The 24,596-nt window shown below is 32.4% G+C and carries 17 protein-coding genes; 7 read left to right on the plus strand and 10 right to left on the minus strand.

The features are described from left to right. Positions 1–16: 16 nt before the first annotated feature. Positions 17–490: a CYTH domain-containing protein gene (locus tag CELLY_RS05810; RefSeq protein ID WP_013620730.1), complete on the minus strand. Its 474-nt coding sequence runs from the start codon at positions 488–490 to the stop codon at positions 17–19. After that, the gene (locus CELLY_RS05815) at positions 490–1,158 is read right to left on the minus strand and encodes an NAD-dependent epimerase/dehydratase family protein (RefSeq protein WP_013620731.1); all 669 of its coding nucleotides are present in this window, start codon (positions 1,156–1,158) and stop codon (positions 490–492) included. The genes CELLY_RS05810 and CELLY_RS05815 overlap by 1 nt, the downstream gene beginning before the upstream one ends. 27 nt (positions 1,159–1,185) lie before the next feature. Between CELLY_RS05815 and dinB the strand changes: the two genes are divergently transcribed. The 7 genes from dinB to CELLY_RS05850 all read left to right on the plus strand — a co-directional run bounded on the left by dinB (position 1,186) and on the right by CELLY_RS05850 (position 8,104). Then, positions 1,186–2,283, plus strand: coding sequence for a DNA polymerase IV (gene dinB / locus CELLY_RS05820; RefSeq protein ID WP_013620732.1), 1,098 nt, complete (start codon positions 1,186–1,188; stop codon positions 2,281–2,283). A 101-nt stretch (positions 2,284–2,384) separates the two neighbouring features. After that, on the plus strand, positions 2,385–3,023 hold the full coding sequence (locus CELLY_RS05825; protein ID WP_013620733.1) for a peroxiredoxin: 639 nt from the start codon (positions 2,385–2,387) through the stop codon (positions 3,021–3,023). A gap of 94 nt (positions 3,024–3,117) precedes the next feature. Further along, complete coding sequence (locus tag CELLY_RS05830; protein ID WP_013620734.1) at positions 3,118–4,209, plus strand: sensor histidine kinase; 1,092 nt, start codon at positions 3,118–3,120, stop codon at positions 4,207–4,209. 3 nt (positions 4,210–4,212) lie between these two features. Further along, complete coding sequence (locus CELLY_RS05835) at positions 4,213–5,535, plus strand: sigma-54-dependent transcriptional regulator (protein ID WP_013620735.1); 1,323 nt, start codon at positions 4,213–4,215, stop codon at positions 5,533–5,535. Positions 5,536–6,003: 468 nt separating this feature from the next. Beyond that, positions 6,004–7,287, plus strand: a complete 1,284-nt coding sequence (locus CELLY_RS05840; RefSeq protein WP_013620737.1) for a Glu/Leu/Phe/Val family dehydrogenase — start codon at positions 6,004–6,006, stop codon at positions 7,285–7,287. A 14-nt stretch (positions 7,288–7,301) separates the two neighbouring features. Then, positions 7,302–7,721, plus strand: a complete 420-nt coding sequence (locus tag CELLY_RS05845) for a GreA/GreB family elongation factor (protein ID WP_013620738.1) — start codon at positions 7,302–7,304, stop codon at positions 7,719–7,721. Continuing rightward, entirely contained in the window at positions 7,718–8,104 is a 387-nt protein-coding gene (locus CELLY_RS05850) for a hypothetical protein (protein ID WP_013620739.1), read from the plus strand. Before CELLY_RS05845 ends, CELLY_RS05850 begins: the two co-directional genes overlap by 4 nt. 116 nt (positions 8,105–8,220) lie before the next feature. Here the strand turns inward: CELLY_RS05850 and CELLY_RS05855 are convergent, their stop codons facing one another. From CELLY_RS05855 to CELLY_RS05890, 8 genes are all read right to left on the minus strand, one after another. Next, positions 8,221–8,883 (minus strand): ABC transporter ATP-binding protein, encoded by a 663-nt coding sequence (locus tag CELLY_RS05855; protein ID WP_013620740.1) that lies wholly within the window; start codon positions 8,881–8,883, stop codon positions 8,221–8,223. Between the two features lie 12 nt (positions 8,884–8,895). Then, complete coding sequence (locus tag CELLY_RS05860; RefSeq protein WP_013620741.1) at positions 8,896–11,340, minus strand: ABC transporter permease; 2,445 nt, start codon at positions 11,338–11,340, stop codon at positions 8,896–8,898. Positions 11,341–11,363: 23 nt separating this feature from the next. Further along, positions 11,364–13,751 carry an ABC transporter permease gene (locus CELLY_RS05865; protein WP_013620742.1) on the minus strand — a complete coding sequence of 796 codons (2,388 nt, stop codon included), beginning with the start codon at positions 13,749–13,751 and terminating at the stop codon, positions 11,364–11,366. Positions 13,752–13,928: 177 nt separating this feature from the next. Next, entirely contained in the window at positions 13,929–16,343 is a 2,415-nt protein-coding gene (locus CELLY_RS05870; protein ID WP_013620743.1) for an ABC transporter permease, read from the minus strand. Between the two features lie 10 nt (positions 16,344–16,353). Further along, positions 16,354–17,106: a head GIN domain-containing protein gene (locus tag CELLY_RS05875; RefSeq protein WP_013620744.1), complete on the minus strand. Its 753-nt coding sequence runs from the start codon at positions 17,104–17,106 to the stop codon at positions 16,354–16,356. 29 nt (positions 17,107–17,135) lie between these two features. Then, positions 17,136–19,565 (minus strand): ABC transporter permease, encoded by a 2,430-nt coding sequence (locus CELLY_RS05880; RefSeq protein WP_013620745.1) that lies wholly within the window; start codon positions 19,563–19,565, stop codon positions 17,136–17,138. A gap of 175 nt (positions 19,566–19,740) precedes the next feature. Then, complete coding sequence (locus tag CELLY_RS05885; protein WP_013620746.1) at positions 19,741–22,173, minus strand: ABC transporter permease; 2,433 nt, start codon at positions 22,171–22,173, stop codon at positions 19,741–19,743. Between the two features lie 28 nt (positions 22,174–22,201). Then, positions 22,202–24,559: an ABC transporter permease gene (locus CELLY_RS05890; protein WP_013620747.1), complete on the minus strand. Its 2,358-nt coding sequence runs from the start codon at positions 24,557–24,559 to the stop codon at positions 22,202–22,204. Between the last annotated feature and the right edge of the window lie 37 nt (positions 24,560–24,596).

Below are 24,596 nucleotides of genomic sequence, written 5' to 3' on the forward strand. Positions count from 1 at the left end.
TACTAGACTTTTTTATTTATAAACTCCAATTTTTAAAGGGATTTTTACTTAACTGAGAATTATAATATTTAATATCACCAGTAACCTCTTCTCCTAACCAGTTGGGTTTTACAAATTCCTCATCTTCATCCTTTAGCTCAACTTCAGCAACAATTAAGCCTTGGTTGTCACTAAAAAATTCATCAACTTCATACAAGTGGTTTGCTACAGTAACATTGTAACGTATTTTATCAATTACACCTTCTTCGCATAACTTAAGCAAAGCTTCTGCTTCATTAATTGGTATTTGCTTTTCCCACTCAAACCTAGATGTTCCCGTGCTGTTAGATTTTCCTTTTATGGTTAAAAAACCGTCATCGCCCTTTATTCTAACCCTAACAGTACGCTCAGGATCTGTATTTAAAAAACCTTGTACTATTCTTTTTTCTGCAATTGATTCAGCTTTAAAAGCATCACTCTTTACCAAAAATTTACGTTCTATTTCTACCATTATTCACCTCCTAATTCCTTAATCTTATCAGACTGTATTTTTATAGTGTTTTCTTCATTATTCCCTAACCAAACCATAGCTTTTGCAATTGTTTCTGGGTGTATTGGTCTGTATTTTTTTAAAGAGCCAATTAATAAAAACTGAAACACCTTAAAAAACTGTTTTGCCAACCACTCTCCCATTCTTTTTTCATCTCTTTTACCTGCAATTAAAGATGGCTGCAGTATATGCGTTTTGGGTATTTGCAATGCAATTACAGCATCTTCCATTTGGCCTTTAACCTTATTGTAAAAAACCGAACTAGATGCATTTGCTCCTAAGGCTGATATTACCATATATGTTCCTATTCCATTTTCTCTACATAATTTTGCGGCTTGTAATGGTATGCCGTAATCTATTTTTTTATAGGTTTCTTTATCTGGTGTTTTTGCCTTTGTGGTGCCAATACAACAATACACCTCATCTGCCGTAAAACTACTTTTGTGTTTTTCTAGATCATGAAGATCTACCAAATACTCATCAATTTTAGCATGTGTAAATCCGCTTAAAGATCTAGAAAATAGCTTTATTTTTGCATAGGCATTATGTTGAGTTAATAAAGATACCAAAGCACTACCAGTTACACCGGTTGCGCCCAATACAATAGCTGTTTTTTCTTTTGTTTTCATCAACCTAAATATACCGTAAATTTGTGTATGACCAAGGATTTACCATTACGAAAAATTATTCATGTAGATATGGATGCTTTTTACGCATCTGTAGAGCAGCTAGATAATCCTGAGCTTATTGGCAAGCCATTGGCTGTTGGTGGTGGTGAAAAAAGAGGTGTGGTTTCTGCCGCTAGTTATGAGGCTCGTAAATTTGGTGTACGCTCTGCTATGAGTGGCTATATGGCAAAACGTAATTGTCCAGATTTAATTTTTGTACCACCCCGATTTGCAAGATATAAAGAGATATCTCAAAAAATTAGAGCCATTTTTTATGATTATACAGATTTAGTAGAACCGCTTTCTTTAGACGAGGCTTATTTAGATGTTACTGTAAACAAAAAAGGAAATCCATCTGCATCTTTACTTGCAAAAGAAATTAGAGAGCGTATATACAATGAGTTAGGATTAACAGCATCTGCAGGCATATCTATAAATAAATTTATTGCAAAAGTTGCAAGTGATTACAACAAACCAAACGGACAAAAAACAGTTAACCCAGAAGAAGTTTTAGCCTTTTTAGAAGAGTTAGAAATTCGTAAATTTTATGGTGTAGGTAAGGTTACCGCAGAAAAAATGTACAAAGTGGGTATTTTTACGGGTTTAGACCTTAAAAATAAAAGCTTAGAATTTTTAGAAAAACATTTTGGCAAAAGTGGTGCCTATTACTACCACGTTGTTAGAGGCATACACAATAGTCCAGTTAAACCAAACCGAATACCAAAATCTGTGGGTGCAGAACGCACTTTTAATGAGAATTTAAGTAGTGAAATTTTTATGTTAGAGCGATTAGAAAATATTGCTAATGAATTAGAACGCCGACTTAAAAAAAGTAAAATTGCTGGTAAAACAATTACTTTAAAAATTAAGTATAGCGATTTTACATTGCAAACAAGAAGCAAAACCATACCTTATTTTATAGCAGATAAAGACCTAATACTAGAAATTGCTAAAGAATTACTGTACCAAGAAAAGCTTGAAAACTCTGTTCGTTTATTGGGAATTTCATTAGCTAATTTAAATACTCCAGACAAGAAAAAACCTGAACAAGAAAGTATTAGCGTACAGTTAAAGTTCATGTTTTAACTCTCTAATTTACACAAAGTTTAACCTATTTTAACGCTTTAAAAGTAAATAATCTACTAATTTTGTAGGGTAAATAGATTTTTAATTAAAAATACAATAATATGGCTAGTTTAAGATTGGGTGATGAAGCACCAGATTTTACTGCAGACAGTTCTGTAGGAACAATAAATTTATACGATTATTTAGGTGACAGCTGGGGAATTCTTTTTTCTCATCCAGCAGATTTTACACCAGTTTGTACTACAGAATTAGGTACGGCTGCACAGTTTAAAGATGAGTTTGACAAGCGTAACGTAAAAATGATTGCATTAAGCGTAGATGGTGCAGCTTCTCATAACGAGTGGATTAAAGACATTAACGAAGTACAAAATACTACAGTTACTTTTCCTATAATTGCAGATGAGGACAAAAAAGTATCTACTTTATATGATATGATACACCCTAATGCAGACAACCACTTAACAGTACGTTCTGTATTTATAATTGGGCCAGATAAAAAAGTGAAATTAACACTTACATACCCTGCATCTACAGGGCGTAATTTTTATGAGTTGTTACGCGTAATAGACTCTTTACAACTTACTGCAAACCATAAAGTAGCTACACCTGCTAACTGGAAAAATGGTGAAAAAGTAGTTGTTAGTCCGGCTATTGCTACTAGCGATGCAGAAAAAATATTTTCTAAAGGAGTAGAAGAAATTAAACCTTATTTAAGGATGACACCAGACCCTACTGCCTAACAAAGTTGTTTGTATAAAACCTGGCTCTAGTAGACGTTTTGTTTACTAGAGCTATTTTTTTGTAGTACATTTATCTTCCCTTAATTTTATACTTATGGTAACAGCAGAAGAAAAACTTAGAGAGCGTATTAAAGAACTCACCTGTTTGTATGACGTTACTTCTATAATTGTTAATTGCGATTATAATGAAATTGAAGTTGGTTTACAAGCCATTGTATCTTGCTTAAAAAACGCATGGCAATATATAAATGACACCTATGTTGTGCTTAAAACCGATGAGTACCATATTGAAACTAAAAAAGAATATAAAGACTACGTTTTTTTAACCTCCGCTATTACGTTATTTAATAAAGAAATTGGGACTATAAAAGTTGGTTACCCATCTAAAAAATATAGTGTTTTAGATTTTCTTGAAGAAGAACAACAACTGCTAAATAATGTTTGTTTAGAGGTTGGCAACTTACTAGAACGTAAAGAAATTAAGGAAAACGAAATTTTAATTAAAAGGCAAGTAGAACAATCAGACAGGTTGCGTATACTTGGTGAAATTACAGCAGGTATTGCTCATGAGCTAAATACACCACTTGCTAATATTTTAGGCTTTGCAGAACTTTTAAAAGACCGCACAAAGCAAGACTCCCAAGCTACTAAAGATTTAGATAAAATTATTAATAGTGCTATTTACTCTAGAGAAGTAGTAAAAAAACTAATGTTTTTTGCTTGTGAAATGCCTCAACAAAAAAGTTTAGTCAATATTATTCCTATCTGTAAAGAAGCCATAGAACTTTTAAAACCTATACTAAAAACTAAAAATATAACACTTAACTTTAGTTCTAGTAATAGCAAAATAGCATTAAAAATAGACCGCATACAACTTACCCAAGTGCTATTTAACTTGGTTATAAATGCTATTTATTTTTCTGAAGAAAATGGTGTTATTGTATTAGATATAAAAGATAAATCTGCTAGAGTAGAAATACATATAAAAGACCAAGGTACTGGTATAGATACTAATTTGGGTGATAAAATTTTTGAGCCCTTTTTTACTACCAAACCGGTAGGCGAAGGATCTGGGTTAGGATTAAGCGTAGTACACGGCATTGTTAAAAGTCATAAAGGAAATATAAGCTTTAGTGCTAATATGCCAAAGGGCACTATATTTACTGTAGCAATTCCTAAATTGTAAAAAATGGAGCTAGAAAAAGAGAACATACTCATTGTAGATGATGATATACACATTTTAGAACTTTTACAACGCCATTTACAAGCCTTAAATTACCACGTATACAAAGCTGTATCTGTAAAACAGGCTTTATACGTATTGCATGACTCTACTATAGATTTGCTAATTACAGACATACAAATGCCAGAAATTGATGGCTTGCAGCTATTAAAATATACTGCAGAACATTACCCACATATTCCCAAATTAGTTATTACAGGTTACCCGTCTGTAGATGATGCTATGAGCGTAATAAAATCTGGCGCAACAGATTACCTTACCAAACCTTTTACAAAAGAAGAACTTAAACAAGCCGTTAATAGGTCATTAGAAACTGCTAAAAAAACTCAGCAACAAAAACCTAAAAAAAAGCTAACAGCTACAGGTTACGGACAAATGATTGGGCAATCTGTTGCCTTTGAAAAAGTAACTCAAATTATAGAACGCGTAAAAGACAACAAGGCTACTGTTTTAATAGAAGGTGAAAGTGGCACTGGTAAAGAGCTTGTGGCTAGGGCTATTCATTTTTCTGGTAAATTTGCCAAGCAACCCTTTATTGCTGTTAACTGTGGTGCCATACCTGAGAACTTATTAGAATCTGAGCTTTTTGGCTATACAAAAGGTGCTTTTACAGGTGCTAACGAAAATAAAAATGGTTTTTTTCAGGCAGCAAATAACGGTACATTATTTTTAGATGAAATTGGTAACGCATCTACAGCTGTACAAGCTAAATTACTACGTGCTTTACAAGAAAAAGAAATTACAAAAGTAGGCTCGCAAAAAGCAGAAAAAGTAGACTTGCGCATTATTGCTGCAACAAATAATAACTTACAAGAAGATATTGCCAACAAAACCTTTAGAGAAGATCTGTATTACAGGCTAACCGTAGTGCAAATAAACGTGCCACCATTACGAGAAAGAAAATCTGATATTCCGTTACTGGTAGAGCAGTTTTTAAAAAAATACGGTGTAGAATACAAAGACCGTTTATTACAAATTACAGATGATGCTTTAAAAATGCTACAAAGGTACCATTGGCAAGGCAATATTAGAGAGCTAGAAAATGTAATACAACGCGCCGTTATTATGAGCGATGGAAAAATTGACATAAAAGATTTTCCTGATTATTTAAAATACAAAATAGAATTTCCAGATGCTTCTTTTTCAAGCTTACAGCAAATGGAAAAAGAGTACATTTTAAAAGTGTTGGCTGCCACAAACAATAACAAAACTAAGGCTGCAGAAATTCTTCAAATAGACCGTAAAACATTACGTCAAAAATTAAAGTAAAAAACGGGTAATTTTTCCCCAACTGGGGCATTTCTCCCCACCTCATTTTTTCTTTAAAATTAATTTGCCTTATTTATTTGCCTGACAATCAGTTGCTTGAAATAAATCTGCAATTTTAATTTTTTTTAGGCACACAGCTTGCCAATACACACACGAGTAAGTTATTATAAAAATGATATTAGATTTTTATAGTTGATTGATTGATTTGTCTACTTGGCTTTCTAAATGTTTAACTCAAGTGGTGTGGTTTTTTTGTGAAAGTCAAGTAGCATTTTAATAATCTAAATACAACATAATGATAAAAATAATAGAAAAGAGCCTTTGCAATACTTGTGAGCACGAGCGACTTTGTGTACTAACAAAAAATAAAAATTCTATATACAACTGTAGCGATTATCAACACGGGACAAATGAAGACTTTGATCTAAAAAAAGAAGATAAAACAGAATTAGTTTTAAATTAAATATAATGATAGCAAAACAGCAGAAAAAGTTGAAGCAAGGGATGCTAGATAATGTTATGCGACAATTTAATTACAGCGCAGACAACATAAACTTAAATCCTAATATTAGAAAAATATTAAGCATCACTAACAACGAGCTTGTTGTACATTTTCCTGTAAAAATGGATAATGGAGATGTAGAAGTATTTACAGGCTATAGAGTACAACATAACAATGCGCTTGGCCCGTATAAAGGTGGTTTGCGTTACCACCCAACTGTAGATATAGATGCTGCCAGAGCTTTAGCAATGTGGATGACTTGGAAAACCTCTTTAGCTGGCTTACCTTATGGTGGTGCAAAAGGTGGCATTCAGTTAGACCCTAGCAAGTACTCCCAAGCAGAGTTAGAGCGTATTACTAGGAGATTTACATATGCCTTAGGAGATAATATTGGCCCAGAATTAGATATTCCTGCACCAGATGTTAATACAAATCCGCAAACAATGGCGTGGATTTTAGATACGTACATGTCTACAAAAGCACCATCAGAACGCTCTAAAAATATGCACGTTGTAACAGGAAAACCTGTGGGTGCTGGTGGCTCTGAGGGTAGAGACAGAGCTACAGGTTATGGTGTGTTTTTAAGTATAAAATTTTGGGCAGAAAACAAAAAAGTAAGCCTAAAAGACAAAAAATATATTGTACAAGGCTTTGGAAATGTTGGTTACTGGACTTCTCATTTTTTAGAAAATGAAGGTGCCATTTTAGTTGGCGTACAAGATGCATCTGGCTCTATTATAAATGAAAACGGAATATCTGTTGAAGATTTATACAAGCACACTATGCAGCACAAAGGTGCTGTTGCTGGCTTTAACGATGCTACACCAATATTAAACGAAAACTTTTTTGGAATTAATTGCGACATATGTGTACCAGCCGCTTTGGGAAACCAAATAACAGCAAATAACGCAGATAGTATTAAGGCTTTTTTAATTGCTGAAGGTGCAAATGGGCCAACAGATGTTGAAGCTGAAAAAATACTGTTAGAAAAGGGTGTTGCTATTATACCAGACATTTTATGCAACTCTGGAGGGGTAATTGGTAGTTATTACGAGTGGTTGCAAAATAGAAACGGAGAAATTTGGCAGTTAGATGAAGTGCTAGAAAAAATGCACAAAAAACTAAAAGAATCTTTTAATAAGGTAATGAAAACTGCTTTAGAAAAAGATATAGATATGCGTACTGCTGCTTTTAATATTGCCATAGAGCGTTTAGAACAGGCATATGTACAAAGAGGAATTTTTCCATAAATAATTGTAAAAAAATGAAATACGGAGGCTTAATTATTGAAAAAAAAGAATATGTGTTGCTTAAAAAGTTGATGAACCTGTCTGGTTACCATAAAGATGCAACATATAAAAAATCTATTGCTAAGCTTAATAATGAGCTAAAGACTGCTGCTGTAAAAGACGAAAAAGATATGCCTACAGATGTTATTAGGTTTAACTCTATTGTTACAGTTACAGCAGATGAAGGATGGCAAAAGAGTTTTCAGTTAGTTAAGCCATCTGATAGTGATTTAAAAAACAAAAAATTATCTATTTTAACTCCTATGGGCACTGCTGTAATTGGTTACGCAAAGGGCGATAAACTTTTATGGGAGTTCCCAGCAGGAGAAAAAACCCTTACGGTAAACAACGTAGAACAAAAAAATAATTACATAGATATAAATACATTGGTATGAATACAAAATTGTTTTACAACCACGAGGAAGACCGCAGTATAATGATGAAAAAAGACAAAGAAGAGCTGCGTAATTGGATAAGTAATTTAGAGTTTATTGCTGAAGAATTAGGGTATTTAATAGAGATTGAAAGTCGTATTGCCAATCAAAAAACTATAAAACAAGAGCTGCATAATTTACAAAAAGAAAATGCAGAAATGGTAGTAGAAATGCGTAGATATAACAATACTACACTTGGCAATTTAGAATGTGACACTGTAGAGTGTGATGCTTTTTATCTTGAAAATCACGAAAGAAAAAGAAATGAATATTTAGCTCATATACGCAAATACAGAAAAACAAAAACCAAAACTTTTTCTCTGATTTTACTTAAAACCGCATAAATTATATAAGAAGGTTTTTATATATAAGTTGATCCTTCTTACTATAACTAGGTTTTTGCATTTAGGCCTAGATAGAACACAACAGTGGGGGCTGTTGTGTTCTTTTTTTATAGCTTTTATACTTGTCTCCCGTCTAATAAATGTAAGGTTCTAGACCCATAAGCTGCATTTTTTTCTGAGTGTGTAACCTGTATAATTGTTACGCCTTCTTTATTTAATTCTTTAAAAATCTCCATTATTTCTTCACCTTGTTTAGAGTTTAAATTACCTGTTGGCTCATCTGCTAAAATAAGTTTTGGATTAGATATTAATGCCCTAGCAATACCTACCAATTGTTGTTGACCTCCACTAAGCTGACTAGGAAATAGGTTTTGCTTACCTACAATATTAAATTTATCTAGCATATCTGCAACCAATGCTTTACGCTCAGACGAGCTGTACTTTTTGTACAACAAGGGCATTTCTAAATTTTCATACACGGTAAGCTCATCTAATAAATGATAGGCCTGAAAAACAAAACCAATGTACTGTTTATACAAGTTAGAGCGGTGTTTTTCCTTTAAATTGTGCACAGAATCTTCTAAAAAATTATATTCACCCTCATTAAATACATCTAACATACCTATAATATTTAACAAGGTAGATTTTCCTGAGCCAGACGGCCCCATAATAGAAATAAACTCGCCTTCTTCTACTTTTAAATTGATGTCTTTTAGCAAAAATATTTTTTGGCCTCCAGACTGTACCCATTTGTATATATTGTTTAATTCTAATAACATAATTTGTATTTTTTACTCTGTTCGTAAACTTTTTATTGGATTTTTAGTAGATGATATGTAGGTGCGCACGCCCATAATTAACATTGCAACTATTAGCATAATAACACCACTAATTGCAAAAACCCACCAACTTAAACTAGTTTTATTTGCAAAGTCTTGCAACCAATAATCTATACCAAAATAGGCTATTGGCGCAGCAATTATAAATGCAATAGCAACCAAGCTTAAAAACTCTTTACTTAGCAACAGATTTAGCTCTAATAAAGAGGCTCCTAATACTTTACGTATACCTATTTCTTTGGTTCTGCGTTCTGTAGTATAAACCACAAGACCAAGCAAACCTAAACAGCTAATTGCAATAGCTAAACCTGTTGCCCAATTTAACAATACAGCAGTTTTACGCTCTTGGGTATAAAAACGTTTTATAGTGTCATCCATAAAAATAAGCTCAAAAGGCTCTTCTGTATATACGCTTTTCCAAGCATTTTCTAACTTTTTAGTTGCATTGGGTAAATTTTCTCCGTTTACATTGGCAAAAGAAATGTGAAACGTTTTAAAACTTCTGTTTGTACCTCCTGTACCCATAAATGCTAATGGGTTAATAGCAGTTTTTAATGAACGCTGATTAAAATCTTTCATAACACCAACTATTTGGTGTTCTTCACCTTCACTTTTAATCATTTCTCCCAAAGCATCTTCAGGGTTTTTAAAACCCAATAAACGCAAGTACGTTTCATTAATCACAAACTCTTTAATACTATCATTGTTTTGCTTTCTACCGGCAAGCAATTCAATTCCGTAAAGGTCTAAATAGTTTTTATCGCCGTATAATAATTGTAATTCTGTATGTATTGGTGCGTTAGCATCACCATAGTAGCTAACGTTTGTTGCACTGGTACTAAAAGAAGCCGGAGGATACTCTGCCAAACTTATTTTGTTTACCTCTGGTATTGCTTCAATTTTAGTTAATAGTCGTTGTTGTTTTGCTGGCGTCATAGAATACCAAGGAGCTCTAACAGATGCTATGGCTTCTGTTTTAAAACCCATATCTTTTTGTAATAAAAATGATATTTGCTTCCCCACCAAAAGCGTAGCTATTATAAAAATCTGTGCTATTATAAACTGAAAAACAGTTAAGTATTTACGTAATGATGTTTTATCATTAGACGCTACAATTTGATTTTTTAATACTGCTATTGGCTTAAAATGAGAGAGTACTACTGCCGGATAAAAACCAGATAATAATGTAACAACTAAAAGCAATACAATAATGAATACAATAACTGTAGGCTCCGCAAATAGCTCTGAACTTAGACCTGCTGGTATATAGTTTGCAAATATATTTAACAGCCAAAAAGAAAGTGCTATAGACACAATTGCAGCACAAATGGTTAGTAAAAAAGTTTCTCCTAAAAACTGATAAATTAGTTGTTTTTTAGAGCCTCCTAGTGTTTTTCTAACACCAATTTCTTTTGCTCTTTGCGTTGCCTGTGCTGTATTTAAATTTACAAAATTAATACTACCTAGCAGCAGTAAAAAAAGAGCAACACAACCTAAACTTACTAATACCGATTTGCTCGCTGGCTCCGAGTCAAAATCAAAAGTGTAATAGTTAGTATCAAAATGCAATTCTTCTAGCGGCTGCATATAAAACTTACGCTCATTTCCAAACTCTTCTTCATTAGGGTCTTTATGCTCTTTTGCCAACTTATTTAATGTAAGCTGTACATTTTTGGCTTTAGTATTTTTACTTGTCTTTATAAATAATTGTGAGGCCGAGTTTGTTCCGTTCCAATTACTGCTTAATACAGCACTTGTCATATCAGACTGGTGAGCTGTTTTTAATGAAATAAACTCTTCAAAAACAATATCTGTACGCTCTGTAAAATTAGCCACCACACCAGTTACTTGCATATTTATGGTATCATTATACACCATATGAGCACCAATTATATCTGTAAAAGCAGTATTTGGGAAATATTTTTTAGCCCTTTTTTCTGATAGTACTAACTGATTTGGACTCTCTAGCGCACTTTCTTTAGAGCCAGCCAACCATCTATATTTAAATACATTAAAAAAACCTTTATCGGCATAAATAACATAATCCGGATTTTTAAATGTTTTATCTGTAACTGTATTTTTTATGTGTAACGGATACGTAGTTAAAAAAGGGGCAACAGCAGCCAAACTAGCCGAGTTTTGTTTTAAGGCATCACCCAAAGGAAATGAAACTCCCGGATTGTAAAAACTCCCTTCTGGTGTTACAAACTCTGTTGTTACTCTGTATATATAATCTTTATCTGGATGAAATTTATCAAAAGTAAAATCGTAATACACCATTAAACCTATAACAAAAGACACGCTTAGGCCAATAGCCAAACTACTAATCTTAATTAAAGAAAAGAGCTTATTATTCCATAGATTTCTAAACGCTATTTTAAAATAATTCTTAATCATAATTATTATTTATAGGTTATAATTTACTCTGCTTTTAAGCTTTTAACTGGGTTTGCAGCTGCTGCTTTAATAGCTTGAAAACTTACTGTTATTAGCGCTATAATAACGGCACACATACCTGCTACAAAAAATACAAGCCATCCTATACTTACTCTAAAGGCAAACGTTTCTAACCATTTTTGCATAATAAAATACGCTACAGGAAAGGCAACAATTATAGATACTACAATTAGCTTTAAAAAATCTGCCGACAACATTTTTGTTATACCTAACACACTTGCGCCTAAAACTTTACGCACTCCTATTTCTTTTTTACGCTGTTCTGCCGTAAACGCTGCTAGCCCAAATAACCCTAAACAAGCAACAAAAATAGCAAGCAAGCAAAATAGTAGTCCTACCTTTGCAGTTTTACGGTCTTGCTCATACAATTGCTCCATATTTTTATCTAAAAAAGTATAGTCAAAACTAGAGTCTGGTGAAACTTTAGCATAGGCACCTTCTAACTGTTGCATTGTACTAGTTACAGATGCACTATTAAAACGAACAAGCAAGTAAGGTTTGCCTTCAAACCTACTGTTATGAAAAGCATAAGCACCAATTGGCTTGTGTAAAGACTCAAAATTAAAATCGTCTACAACACCAATTATTGTAGCATCGTCTCCCAACTGCATATCTACTTTTTTACCAATAGCTTCTTCTGGTGTTAATCCTAAATAGGTAATTGCTTTTTTATTTAAAACCACATCTACAAGCGTATCTCCTTCTTGTTTTACACTTGGTAATGTTTTACCTGCTAAAAGCTTCAATTGCAATACATCTAAAACGCTAGCATCTGCTACATTGGTTTGTATACTTTTTCCGTTTTCATCTTGGTCGTTTTTATGTAAAGATCTTCCGCTAACATCCATACCAGGGAAGCCTTGTGCAGCGCCTACTTCTATAACCGAGCTTAATTTTTTAACCTCGTTAGCTAAAGCTTGTTTTTTATTATAAGTTTTAATTGCAGCCGTAGAAACAGCTACAACGTTTTGTGGCTTGTACCCTAAGTCTTTATTTTTCATAAACTCTAACTGTTGGTACACCACTAATACACCCACAATTAAAACCACAGAAGCTGTAAACTGAAATACAACCAATGCTTTTCTAATAACTGCGTTACTTACGGTTCTGTTTGCTGGTTTTAATATAGCGCTAGGTGAAAAACCCGATAAGTAAAAAGCAGGGTAAGAACCCGCAACCAAGGTAGTAACCAACCAAACAATACATACACCAATTATAAAGCTTGGAGCCATAAGAAACTTATAATCTAAACTAGCACCTGTTATAGTATTAAAAATAGGAATAATTGCAATAGATAATACTACACCAATACACAATGCAATTAAAGTTAGTAAACCTGTTTCTGCATAAAACCTGCCAACTAAGCTTTTAGATGATGCACCAAGTGTTTTATTTATACCCACATCTTTTGCTCTTTTTTGAGAACGTGCAGTCATTAAATTCATATAATTAACGCAAGCAATAAGTAAAATAAGTAATGCTAAAAACGATAAGTTTTTAATTTCAGAAATACTACCAATTCTAGATGTATATGTACTTGTGTAATCTTTAGAATATAAATGTACCTCTGATAATGGTTGTAATGAAAGTGTATACCATTGTCCTTGCTTGTCTACATTTTTATCTAAAATTTGCTGTATTTGATTTTCAGAAGCCACTTTAGATGCATTGTCTTTTAACTGAACATACGTTTCAAAACTAGAGTTACTCCAGCTTGGTTCTTTAAAAAAGTATGTTGTACTAAATGATGCTATTAAGTTACAATCTATAGTACTGTTTTTGGCAAAGTCTTCAAAAACACCCGTTACTTCTAATTCTGTTTTATCATCTACTTTTATGGTTTTCCCCATAGGGTCTATAGTGCCAAAGTATTTTTGTGCAGCACTTTTAGATAATACAACAGTATTTGGTCTTGTAATTGCAGAAGCAGGATCTCCTTTTATAAATTTAGTATCAAAAATTGAAAACAATTCTTGGTCACACCAAAACAATCTTTTTTCTAAAAAATTATTATTGTTTGCTTTTATAAAGGCTGTTTCGCCAAAACTGTGTTGCAACATTCTGGCAGCATATTTTACTGCAGGCAATTCTTCTTTTAAAGCTGGCGCAACTGCAGCTGGTGCTGTTGCCATAATTTCTTTATCAAAAGCATCTCCGGTAGTATTAACTAATACTCTGTATATATCTGCATAATTTTTATACTGTGTATTATAACTTTTCTCAAAAGTAATAAATGCAAAAAGTAAAATGGCAATTGTTAAACCAATAGATAACCCTAAAACATTTAATGCCGAAAACATTTTGTCCATTTTAAGACTTCTCCATGCTATTTTAATATGGTTTTTAAACATAATTTTAAATTGTTAGCTGTAGTTTTTTTGATTGATACAATATTGTTTTCTAATTCTGTGCCAAAAAAGACAACAATCTAATTATCAGTTATTTATATTGATAGAATAAAATTAACTAAAATTAAAGTGTAAAAATATTTTACATAACCTGTCCATTATTTGTACGTTAAAAAAGAACTAATCTGCTCTTAAACTCTTTAACGGCTTTAATAAAGCAGCGCCTATTGCTTGATAACTTATGGTTACTACTGCAACTGATAAAGCAATACAGCCAGCACCTACAAAAATTCCCCAACTTAAATTTATTTTATAAGCAAAATCTTGCAGCCAGTTACTCATTAAATACCAGCCTATTGGTGTAGCTATTAGCATAGCTATAAAAATAAGCTTTAAAAAATCTAGTGTAATTAATTTATAAATGCTTTTAAAAGGAGCGCCTAGAACCAATCTTATACTTATTTCCTTTTGGCGTTGCTCTACCATAAAAGCAGACAAGGCAAATAGCCCTAAACAAGCAACCATAATGGCAAATAAGGCAAAGCTGTTAAAAATTTTACCCATACGTTTAACATCTTGGTGCATTTGAGCAAATTTCTGATCTAGAAAAGTATAATTAAAAGCTTGGTTGGGCACATTTTTATCCCAAACTGCACCAATTTCGGTTAAAGCTTCATTAACGGTAGTGCCACTTAATTTTAAAGAAATTATACCTGTATCTTTACCAATAACAAGTGCTAAAGGTGTAATATCTTCTTTTAATGATTTAAAATGAAAATCTGAAACGACACCAACAATCGTCCAATTTTCACCATTAGAAATTTGCTTCCCTATTGGGTTTTTATACCCAAGTTCAGTTGCCATTTTTTCATTAATAATAATAGAATTTATAGCATCTGAGGCATAGTCTTCAGAAAAATCTCTACCATTATTTACTTCCATACCTAGAGTTGAAATGTAATCATAATCTACACGCCATATTTGTGCCGCAATTCCTTTTTCTTCATTACCTGCTGTAGATTTTCTAAATGTATTTCCATTTCTTTTTGTTCCTTCAATAGGCAAATAACTACTAACAGTAGCCTTTTTTACAGAAGGTAGCTGTACCAATTGATTTTTAAAGCTCTCTGTTTTATTTCCTAATATTGATGCTCCTTCTAAAACAACTATTTGCTCTTTATTATACCCTAATTCTTTAGTGAGTATAAAGTTCATTTGTTTGTAAATAATTAGCGTACCTATTATTAGTACTACAGATGTTGCAAACTGAAAAATAACCAACCCACTACGTAATCTACCGCTTTTACTACCTATACTTAGGTTGCCTTTTAATACTGCTATTGGTCTAAAACCAGACAAATAAAATGCAGGATAAAGTCCTGCCAATAAACCTACTATAACCGCAAACAAAACTATTATTGGTATAAACCAAATAGATTGCCAAGGCATACTTACATTTTTTAATGCTATAGCATTAAAAGAAGGTAATAATACCCAGGCCAAAAGCACTCCTAACGCAAATGAAATAACACTAAATAAAACAGACTCTGTTAAAAATTGAGAAACCAAGTTACTTTTATAAGCCCCTATAGTTTTGCGTAGTCCAACTTCTTTAGCTCTGTTAGCAGATTTTGCTGTAGATAAATTTATAAAGTTAATACAAGCTAATATTAAAATAAAGCCAGAAATAGCCCCAAAAAGCCATACAAATCTAATATCTCCGTGTTGCAAACCGTCTCCCATTTTTAGGTCGGACTTTAAATATATATCCTCTACAGGCTGTAGTTTATATTTTATAGTTTTTAGTACTTCTAAAAAATCTGGTGCTCTTCCTCTTTCTTTTTGTGCTGGTATTACATAGTTTTCCATTATAGAAAACATCTTCTTTTCTAGTTCTTTTATATTTGTTTTTTTATCTACCAAGATATATGTAAAATAGTTCTGGTTTGTCCAGTTCATATTTGTATCTTCAATAGGTAGTAAAAAATCAAATTTTAAGTGGGTGTTTGGGGGTCTATTTGCCATTACAGCACTAATAGTATAGGGCTTAGACGTGTTATTGTCTAAAATAATATTTTTTCCTATTGGATCTCCATTAGGGAAAAAAATATCGGCTTTACTTTTTGAAATCACCAATTTTCCTGGAGCGCTTAATGCAGTACCACTATTGCCTTGTACTATATCAATTTCTAAAACATCTATTAAATCTTGATTTGCAAATATAAAACCGTCTTCTAACTTATTTTGAGATTCACCGGCAATTTTAAGGCCTCTTTTTCCTGCTCCAAAAAGCTCACTCGCATTTACTTTTGCTGCCTTTTTAATTTCTGGAAAATCTGATACTAAAGCATCTGCAAATGGCAATTGAAAATGAACACTTTTCATTACCTCACCGTTAAATTTTCCTTCCAGAACAACTCTGTATATTACATCTTTGTTTTTATAGTGTTGATCATATCCTAACTCATCTTTAATAAAAAGAGTTATTAACAAGCAAGCTGCAATACCAACAGCAAAACCTCCAACTTTAATTGCAGTAAAAAGTTTTTCATTTTTAAGACTTCTCCAGGCTATTTTAATATGGTTTTTAAACATAACTTTAGTATTACTGTATTTTCTGAATAGTTGCTTCGCCAATAATTAGACCTTTATTTAACTCTGGATTTCCTTGGTAAGCAACGGTTGCCTCACCATAAGCTGTAACTTTTAATTTTTTTGAAACCTGTACACGGTAACTACCCTCACCGTAAGCTGTAATTTTTGTGTTGTCATTTTTTATGCCTAAAGTGTTAATTTTAGTTTCTCCGTAAGCTGTAATTTTTAGGTTTTCTACACTACCTTTTTTAAGTTCTAAAAAACTTTCTCCGTATATAGTGGCGTGTAATTCTTTAAGGTCTGTATCATTTATAAACACTTGTGATTCACCATAAATTTTTAATCGTAATTTGTTTTGGGCAAACTGACTTTTACACACTATAGTTTCTTCTCCCCTTAAAGACAATTCTTCTATTTTTTTATAGGTAACAATTGCCTTTACAACGGTGCCTTTGTAAATAGACTTACGTTGTTTGTATCCGTTTTTTGTTACCTTTTCGCTTTTTGTAAACTCTTTTGCCCCTTCTAAATACAAGCGCAAAGTTTTTCCAGAAACCTCAACATTTATTTTGTTTTCTGCTACCGTGCTACTTTCTATTATTACACTTTCTGTTTCTCCTTCTATAAAAGTTACTTGCACATGCGGACTAACAATTACTTTGTTAAACGATGCTACTTTTTTTTCACTTACTTGTGCCCTAACACTCATAGTCATTACTACTAAAAAAAGTGCTGTTACTATTTTAATTTGATTGATTTTCATAGATTCTATTTATTTTTTGATTGATGATTTTATTCTGTTCGTAAGCTTTTTACTGGGTTAGATATTGCTGCTTTTATACTTTGATAGCTTACTGTTACAATAGAAATTATAAGCACCAACACTGCAATTAAAATAAAAGACCATCCGTTAATTTCTATTCGGTATGAAAAATCTTCTAACCACTTTGTCATAACAAACCAAGCCAATGGTATAGCAATTACTATAGATATTGCTACTAGTTTTAAAAAGTCTAATGTTAATTTGTATACAATGTTACTTATACTTGCTCCTAGCACTTTGCGTACTCCTATTTCTTTAATTCGCTTTTCTGCGTTAAATGTTGCTAAACCAAATAACCCCAAACAAGCTATTAAAATTGATAAAATGGTAAAAGCAATAAATATTTTACCTAAACGCTCTTCTGCTTTATAAACATCATTAAAAGAATCGTCTAAAAAATAATAATTAAATGGTTGTTCTGAGGCTACATTTGCCCACAAACCAGCCATACTTGCTATAGATTTAGCAAAATCTCCTTGACTTAGCTTTACTACTAATTTGCTACTTACTCTACGACTTAGCCTAAAGCTTACAGGGTCTATTGTATTACGTAATGTAGAGATATGAAAATCTTTAACCACGCCAATAACTTTATATTCTATATTATCAGAATCATCTACCAATGCCATTCCAATAGCATCCGTTGGGTTAATTCCCAATCTGTTTAATGTTGTTTCATTTACTATAATAGCAGTAGAGTCTGTTTTGTACTTAGGGTCAAAGTTTCTTCCTGCTAATAAATTTATATTTAGTGTAGAAATATAATCTTCATCTACATCCCATTTTTGCATTTGTACTACAGCATCTTCAACAGCTCTTCCTTTTACCGTAAAAGATTGGTCTGTTCTGTTAGATGGCGTTGGTAAAAAACTTGTTAACGACACACTTTTTACACTTGCTAGTTTCTCTATTTCTTGCTTAAAAGATGTTACTTGCTCACCAGCAGCATATACATCATCTAAAACCAAAACCTGTTCTTTGGTGTAACCAATATCTTTCCCTTTTATATATTGTAATTGTTGAAAAACCACTAATGTACTACCCATTAAAAACACAGAGATTGCAAATTGAAAAACGACTAATCCGTTTCTTATTTTTCCGCCAGTACCTGTTGTTTTACCTCCTCCTTTTAATACCGTTACTGGTTTAAATTTTGACATAAAAAATGCTGGATAACTACCAGAAAGTAATCCTAAAAACAGTGTGAAAACCAAAAGTGAAATCCAAAAAAAGGGATTTAAAAACGGAATTTCTATACTTTTATTTGCTAACTCATTAAAATATGGCAATGCTAAAAAAGTAACCAAGACAGCAAAAATTAATGCTATAAAAGCCACCAAACCAGACTCTATTAAAAATTGCTTTATTAAATGGTATTTAGAAGAACCTAATGTTTTACGAACACCAACTTCTTTAGCTCTTTTAAGAGATTGAGCTGTAGAAAGATTCATAAAATTTACACTGGCCAAAACCACTAAAAACAAGCCTATAAATGATAAAATATAAATATTTTGTATGCTATTGTTTGGGTTTAATTCTGCTACACGGTCTGAGTGTAAGTGTATTTTACGTAATGGTATAGTGCTAAAAACATAAGAGTTACCCTCGCTTTTAAAGCGTTCTACCGTCATTGTAGGCGCAAATGTTTTTTGAGCATAGGGCACAACATAACTTGTAAAAACATTTTGCAACCTTTTATTAAAACTAGCTATGTTAGTATTAGGATTTAACTTTACAAAAGTGCTAAAGTTGTTGCTGCCCCAAGTAACTTCTTTTGCATTTGGGTTACTAGCCATAGACATAAGCATACTATAATCTCTTAAAAACGAGTTTTTAGGAAAATCTTTTATAACTCCTGTTACCGTATATACCTCATCATTATCTAAAACTATTTGTTTACCTATTACTTGTTCTTCTGTAAAAAGTGTTTTTGCTGTAGATTCACTAATTACAATAGTATTTGGCTCTTGCAATGCTGTTTCTGTATTACCTTGTAATAAGCCTAGTCCAAACATTTTAAAAAAGGAAGGATCTGCAAAAGCATTGCCATTAACTTTTATATTTTTAGTAGAATTTGTTTGGCGCACCAACATTCCGCCCCAACCTCTTAACCTTGTTGCCAGCTGTACTTCTGAGTATTCTTTTTCTAAAACTGATGCCATTGGTGGCGTTACAACAGCTAAATTATTAGAAGATGTCCCAAATTTTATATCTGCATTTATTCTATGAATTAGCGCTTCATCTGCAAACATTTTATCATAACTAAGCTCATCATAAATATATAATGAAATTAGTAGCGCACCTCCAACACCTATAGCTAAGCCAAATACATTTAAAAATGTAAAAAACAGGTTATTTTTTAAATTACGCCATGCTATTTTTAATTGATTTTTAAACATAATTTTTATTCTTTACTGTTCGTTTTTTGATTGATGCTTACTAATACCCTAATTCTATGCCAAAATATCAAAATGCTAATATACAAGTACTTACGTATTATTTTTAACTGAAAAATTGATACAACTGTAAAAAAAATTTACACAGACTGTCCATATTTTGTACGTTAAAAAAGAACTATTCCGTACGTAGGCTTTTAACTGGGTTTGCTATTGCAGACTTTATAGACTGAAAACCAACAGTTACAATTGTTATTAGCATTGCAAAACCACCTGCTAATAAAAACACCCACCATTTAATTTCAATTTTATAGGTAAAATCTTGTAACCAATTTTGCATAAAATAGTATGCTATAGGAGATGCAATTACAAACGCAACCAATACTAGCTTTAAAAAATCTTTGGTTAATAACTGTACAACAGATTTTACACTGGCACCTAAAACTTTACGTATCCCAATTTCTTTCTTCTTTTGTTCTGCAACATAAGACACCAAACCAAATAACCCTAGACAACTAATTAAAATGGCCAATATGGTAAATGCTATAGATATTTTAGATAATTTTTGTTCTTCTGCGTATAACTTTTCGGTTTCTTTATCCACAAAAACATACTCAAATGGCGCATACGGATTCACTTTTTTCCAGTTGGCCTCTAAACCACTCAAAACACTTTTTAAATTGTTGGTTTCTAACTTAGCAACTATCCAATCTGGTTCTGTTTCACTATACATAAGCATAGGTGAAATTGCTTGTTTAAAATCTTCAAAATGAAAATTCTCTGTTACACCCACAATTTCATAATTCTCTGTTTCACTACCATAACTGCTAACAATTGTAGCTGCTAAGGCGTTTTCTATATCAATATTAAAAGCATTTAGCGTTGCCATATTTACCAATATACCTGTAGAGTCTGTTTCTCTAAGCTTACGACCTTTAATCATTTTGGTTCCAATGGTTTCTAAATAATTAGGAGTAATACCATTGTAAAAAACAGAGGTTAGGTTATTATCATCTTGACTAGGTAAACGCATTGCCAAATCGCCCATAATAGATCTAGATGGGTAATTATTACTCCCTGTAACAGAACTAACACCAGATACTCCTTGTAGTTGTGATTTTATGGCACTAAAATTTTGTTGTAACTCTTGGGTACCTAAACGTATTGCTAGCAAATTGTCTTTGTTAAAGCCTAAATCTTTTTGCTTAGCAAATTTTAGTTGTTGTGACACTATTATAACACTTACTGTTAAAACTATTGATACTACAAACTGAAAAACAACCAAACCACGCCTTAACAAACCATTGCTAGATTGTAGTTCTGTTGCCCCTTTTAGCACTTTAGATGGCTTAAAAGAAGACAACACCAATGCAGGGTAAATACCTGCTATTAAACCTGTTAACAAACCCATAGATCCCAACAATAATAAAATTTTAAGGTTTAGTATGTGTTCTGGCTCTATGTTGCCACCTGTTAATACATTAGCTACCGGAAGCAACAATAAAACTATAGGTATACTAATAAATACTGCTAAAAATGCTATTAAAATAGACTCACTTAAAAATTGTTGTACCAATGAGCTTTTTTGTGCTCCAATGGCTTTTCTAACACCTATTTCTTTTGCTCTTTTACTAGCTCTGGCTGTACTTAAATTAATAAAGTTTACACAGGCAACTAGTTGTACTATAAATGCTAAAAACAATAATGCATACAAGTATTCTATATTAGATACTTCTTCTATTTGCTTATCTATACCTTTAGAGTGCAAATGAATATCTGTAACAGATTGCAATAGTAATTTTTTATCAAAACCCATATCAGCCAAATCAATTCCTCCACGATCTAGTAAAAACTTCGGTAACTTTTTTTCTAAACTGGTTTTGCTAACATTGGCTCCTAGTTTTATATAACTGTACGCAAAGTTTTGCGTTGCAAAATTGCTAATATTGTTAGTGTATTCACCAATGCCAGGCGAGTTCATACACAATATATAATTAGGATTTAAGTGGGTTGGAGTGGTTGGTTCATTAAAAACTCCTGTTACAGTTGCGTTAAATTGGTTTTCACCTGCACCAATAACCAATGTTTTATTAATAATTTGATTTTCATTTTTAAATAATTTTGAAGCTAGTTTTTTAGATAAAACAATACTATTTGGTTTTTCTAAGGCTGTAGCCAAATTACCTTCTGCGGCTGTATAATTAAAAAATTTAAAAAAGGTAGAATCGGCTACATACCCCTTACTCTCATAATAACTTTGATTGTTTTTAGGGTTACGAATGAGAGCTTCTTCTCCTGAACCAAAATAAACAACTCTACAAGCATCTACCACCTCAGGAAAATCTTCTTTTAAAGCAAAAGCTATTGGAGGGCTACTTGTAGCTACATCTGCATTTATACTGTTGTTACTTATTGACTTTATTTTAGTACGTATTCTGTATACAGAAGCAACATCGTTATGGTGCGTATCATACCCAAATTGTGCGTTAACATAAGATATTATAATTAAGCAACATATTGTACCTACAGTAAGACTAAGAATATTTATACCTGTTTGTAACGGATTTTTTTTAAGACTACGCCACGCTATTTTTAATTGATTTTTAAACATAACTACTTGTTTTTTGATTGATGATGTGTTACTCTGTACGCAAGCTTTTTACAGGGTTATTTACAGCTGCTTTTATTGCCTGAAAACTTACAGTTAACATAGCAATTGTAATGGCTCCTAAGCCTGCCAAAGCAAACATCCACCATTGTATGTTTATGCGGTAAGCATAACTTTGTAACCAGCTAGACATTGCCCACCAAGCCAGCGGTATGGCTATAGCAATAGACAAAATAACTAGTCTTATAAAATCTTTAGAAAGTAGGTTTACTATATTAGCTACGCTAGCACCTAAAACTTTACGTACTCCAATTTCTTTGCTTCTTTGTTCTGATGTGTATGCGGCTAAACCAAACAAGCCTAAACAAGAAATAAGTATTGCTAATATTGCAAATAGTTTAGATAATGTACCTACCAACATTTCGCTTTTAAACTTTTGGTTAAACGCATCGTCTACAAACTCATACTCAAACGGAAAAGCTGCATTGTTTTTTTGCATAACACTTGCCATTGCTGTTATTGCATTTTTAGTGTCTGCAGTTTTAGCAATACGCACATACATATATTGTGCCTCTGTAGGTGCATTAAGAAAAATTACAGGATCGCTTTTACCGTACATATCACCATATAAAAAGTCTTTAACTACACCAACAACATTATACCTATCCTCTCCAAAATAAATGCTTTTACCAACTGCAGAAACAGGATCTATTAGTTTTGCAAATGACTCTGTAATTATAAAATTTACACTGTCTAATTCTGGTTTTGGCTTAAAGTTTCTGCCATCAATAATCTCCATACCTGCAGTAGAAAGAAAATCTGAATTTATATACCTAAATGATATAAGCATTTCATTATTTTCATCTGCCATACCAGACCAAGTTGCTCCAGATCCATTATTACCTATAGACAGTGTGTTGTAACTGTTTAAACCCACATTATCTATTAAACCTGTAGCAAGCATCTCTTGTTTTATAGCGGTATAATTTTTAACCATATCACCCCTTACATTCATTGTTATAAGGTTAGATTTGTTATACCCTAACTGTCTGTTTTTTACGTGCTGTACTTGCTTGTACACCACTATAGTGCATATTATTAGTACTATTGAAGCTGCAAACTGGGTTACAACCAATCCTTTTCTAATAAAAACAGAACCTTTTTGGTTGCTACTAATACCTTTTAAAACTGTTACAGGTAAAAATGAAGACAAATAAAATGCTGGGTAGCAGCCTGCAAAAACACCACAAAAAATAGTTATACCAAGTAAAACTAACCAGTGTATAGGATTAGTTAACCCCATTCCCAATTGTTTTTCTATAATGATATTAAATTGTGGCAATACTAAAAACACTAACAATATGCTTACCAACGTTGCTATACTTGCAATAACTAAAGATTCTGTTATAAATTGAAAAATTAAGCGTTTACGACCAGCGCCTAAAACTTTACGCACACCAACCTCATTAGCTCTTTTAGCGCTACGTGCTGTAGAAAGGTTCATAAAATTAATGCAGGCAATTATTAAAATAATCCAAGCAATTACAGAGAATAAATTTACATACACTATTCTACCACCAACCTGTACTCCGCCTTCAAAATTATCTCGTAAACGCCAGTCTAGCATACTATGCATAAAAGCATAGGTATCACTATCCTCTACTTTAGTTTGCAAAAACTTTTTTACAGTAGTATTTACTACTGCTGCATCTACTTTTTTATCTAATTGTATATAGGTATCTACTGAGTTATTTTCCCACTCTTGCAAATACTCTTTATCTTTTGCATACGGCTCAAAAGGTGCAAGCCAATTAAATTTTACGGTAACATTTTCCGGAAAATCTGCTACTACACCTGTTACCGTATACGTTGTTGTTTGGTCTACTTTTAAAATTCTGCCTATAGCATTATTGCCTTCTCCAAAAAATTGTGATGCAGTTTCATTGGTAAGTATTATGGCATTTGTACGGCCAAATGCTGTTTGCGCATTACCTTGTATAAAACTTAAACTAAATATGTTTATAAAGTCGTTATCTGCGTAATATCCTTTTTTGTAAAACGATTTTTCATCTATGGTAAAAAGATGCTCTTCATCTCTAACTCTTGTTGCATTTACTATGCCTGGCACTTCTTTTTTTAAAGCTTCTGCCATAGGTCCTGGAGTAGATGTAAACGTACGCCACTCACCATTATATTGCTGGTTTGTTGGCAAATAGTACACCTGTTCTTTATTAGGGAAAATTGCATCGTAGTTTACCTCATCTTCTACCCATAAAAAAATAAGACTAGCACAGGTTATGCCCATTGCTAACCCAAATATGTTGAGAAAACTATAGCCTTTATTTTTTAATAAGCTCCTAAATGCAATTTTAAAATAATTTTTGAACATGGTGATTGGCTATTTTGATTGATTGATTGATAGATGA

Origin of the sequence: Cellulophaga lytica DSM 7489, from assembly GCF_000190595.1 — a bacterium.
Taxonomy (GTDB): domain Bacteria; phylum Bacteroidota; class Bacteroidia; order Flavobacteriales; family Flavobacteriaceae; genus Cellulophaga; species Cellulophaga lytica.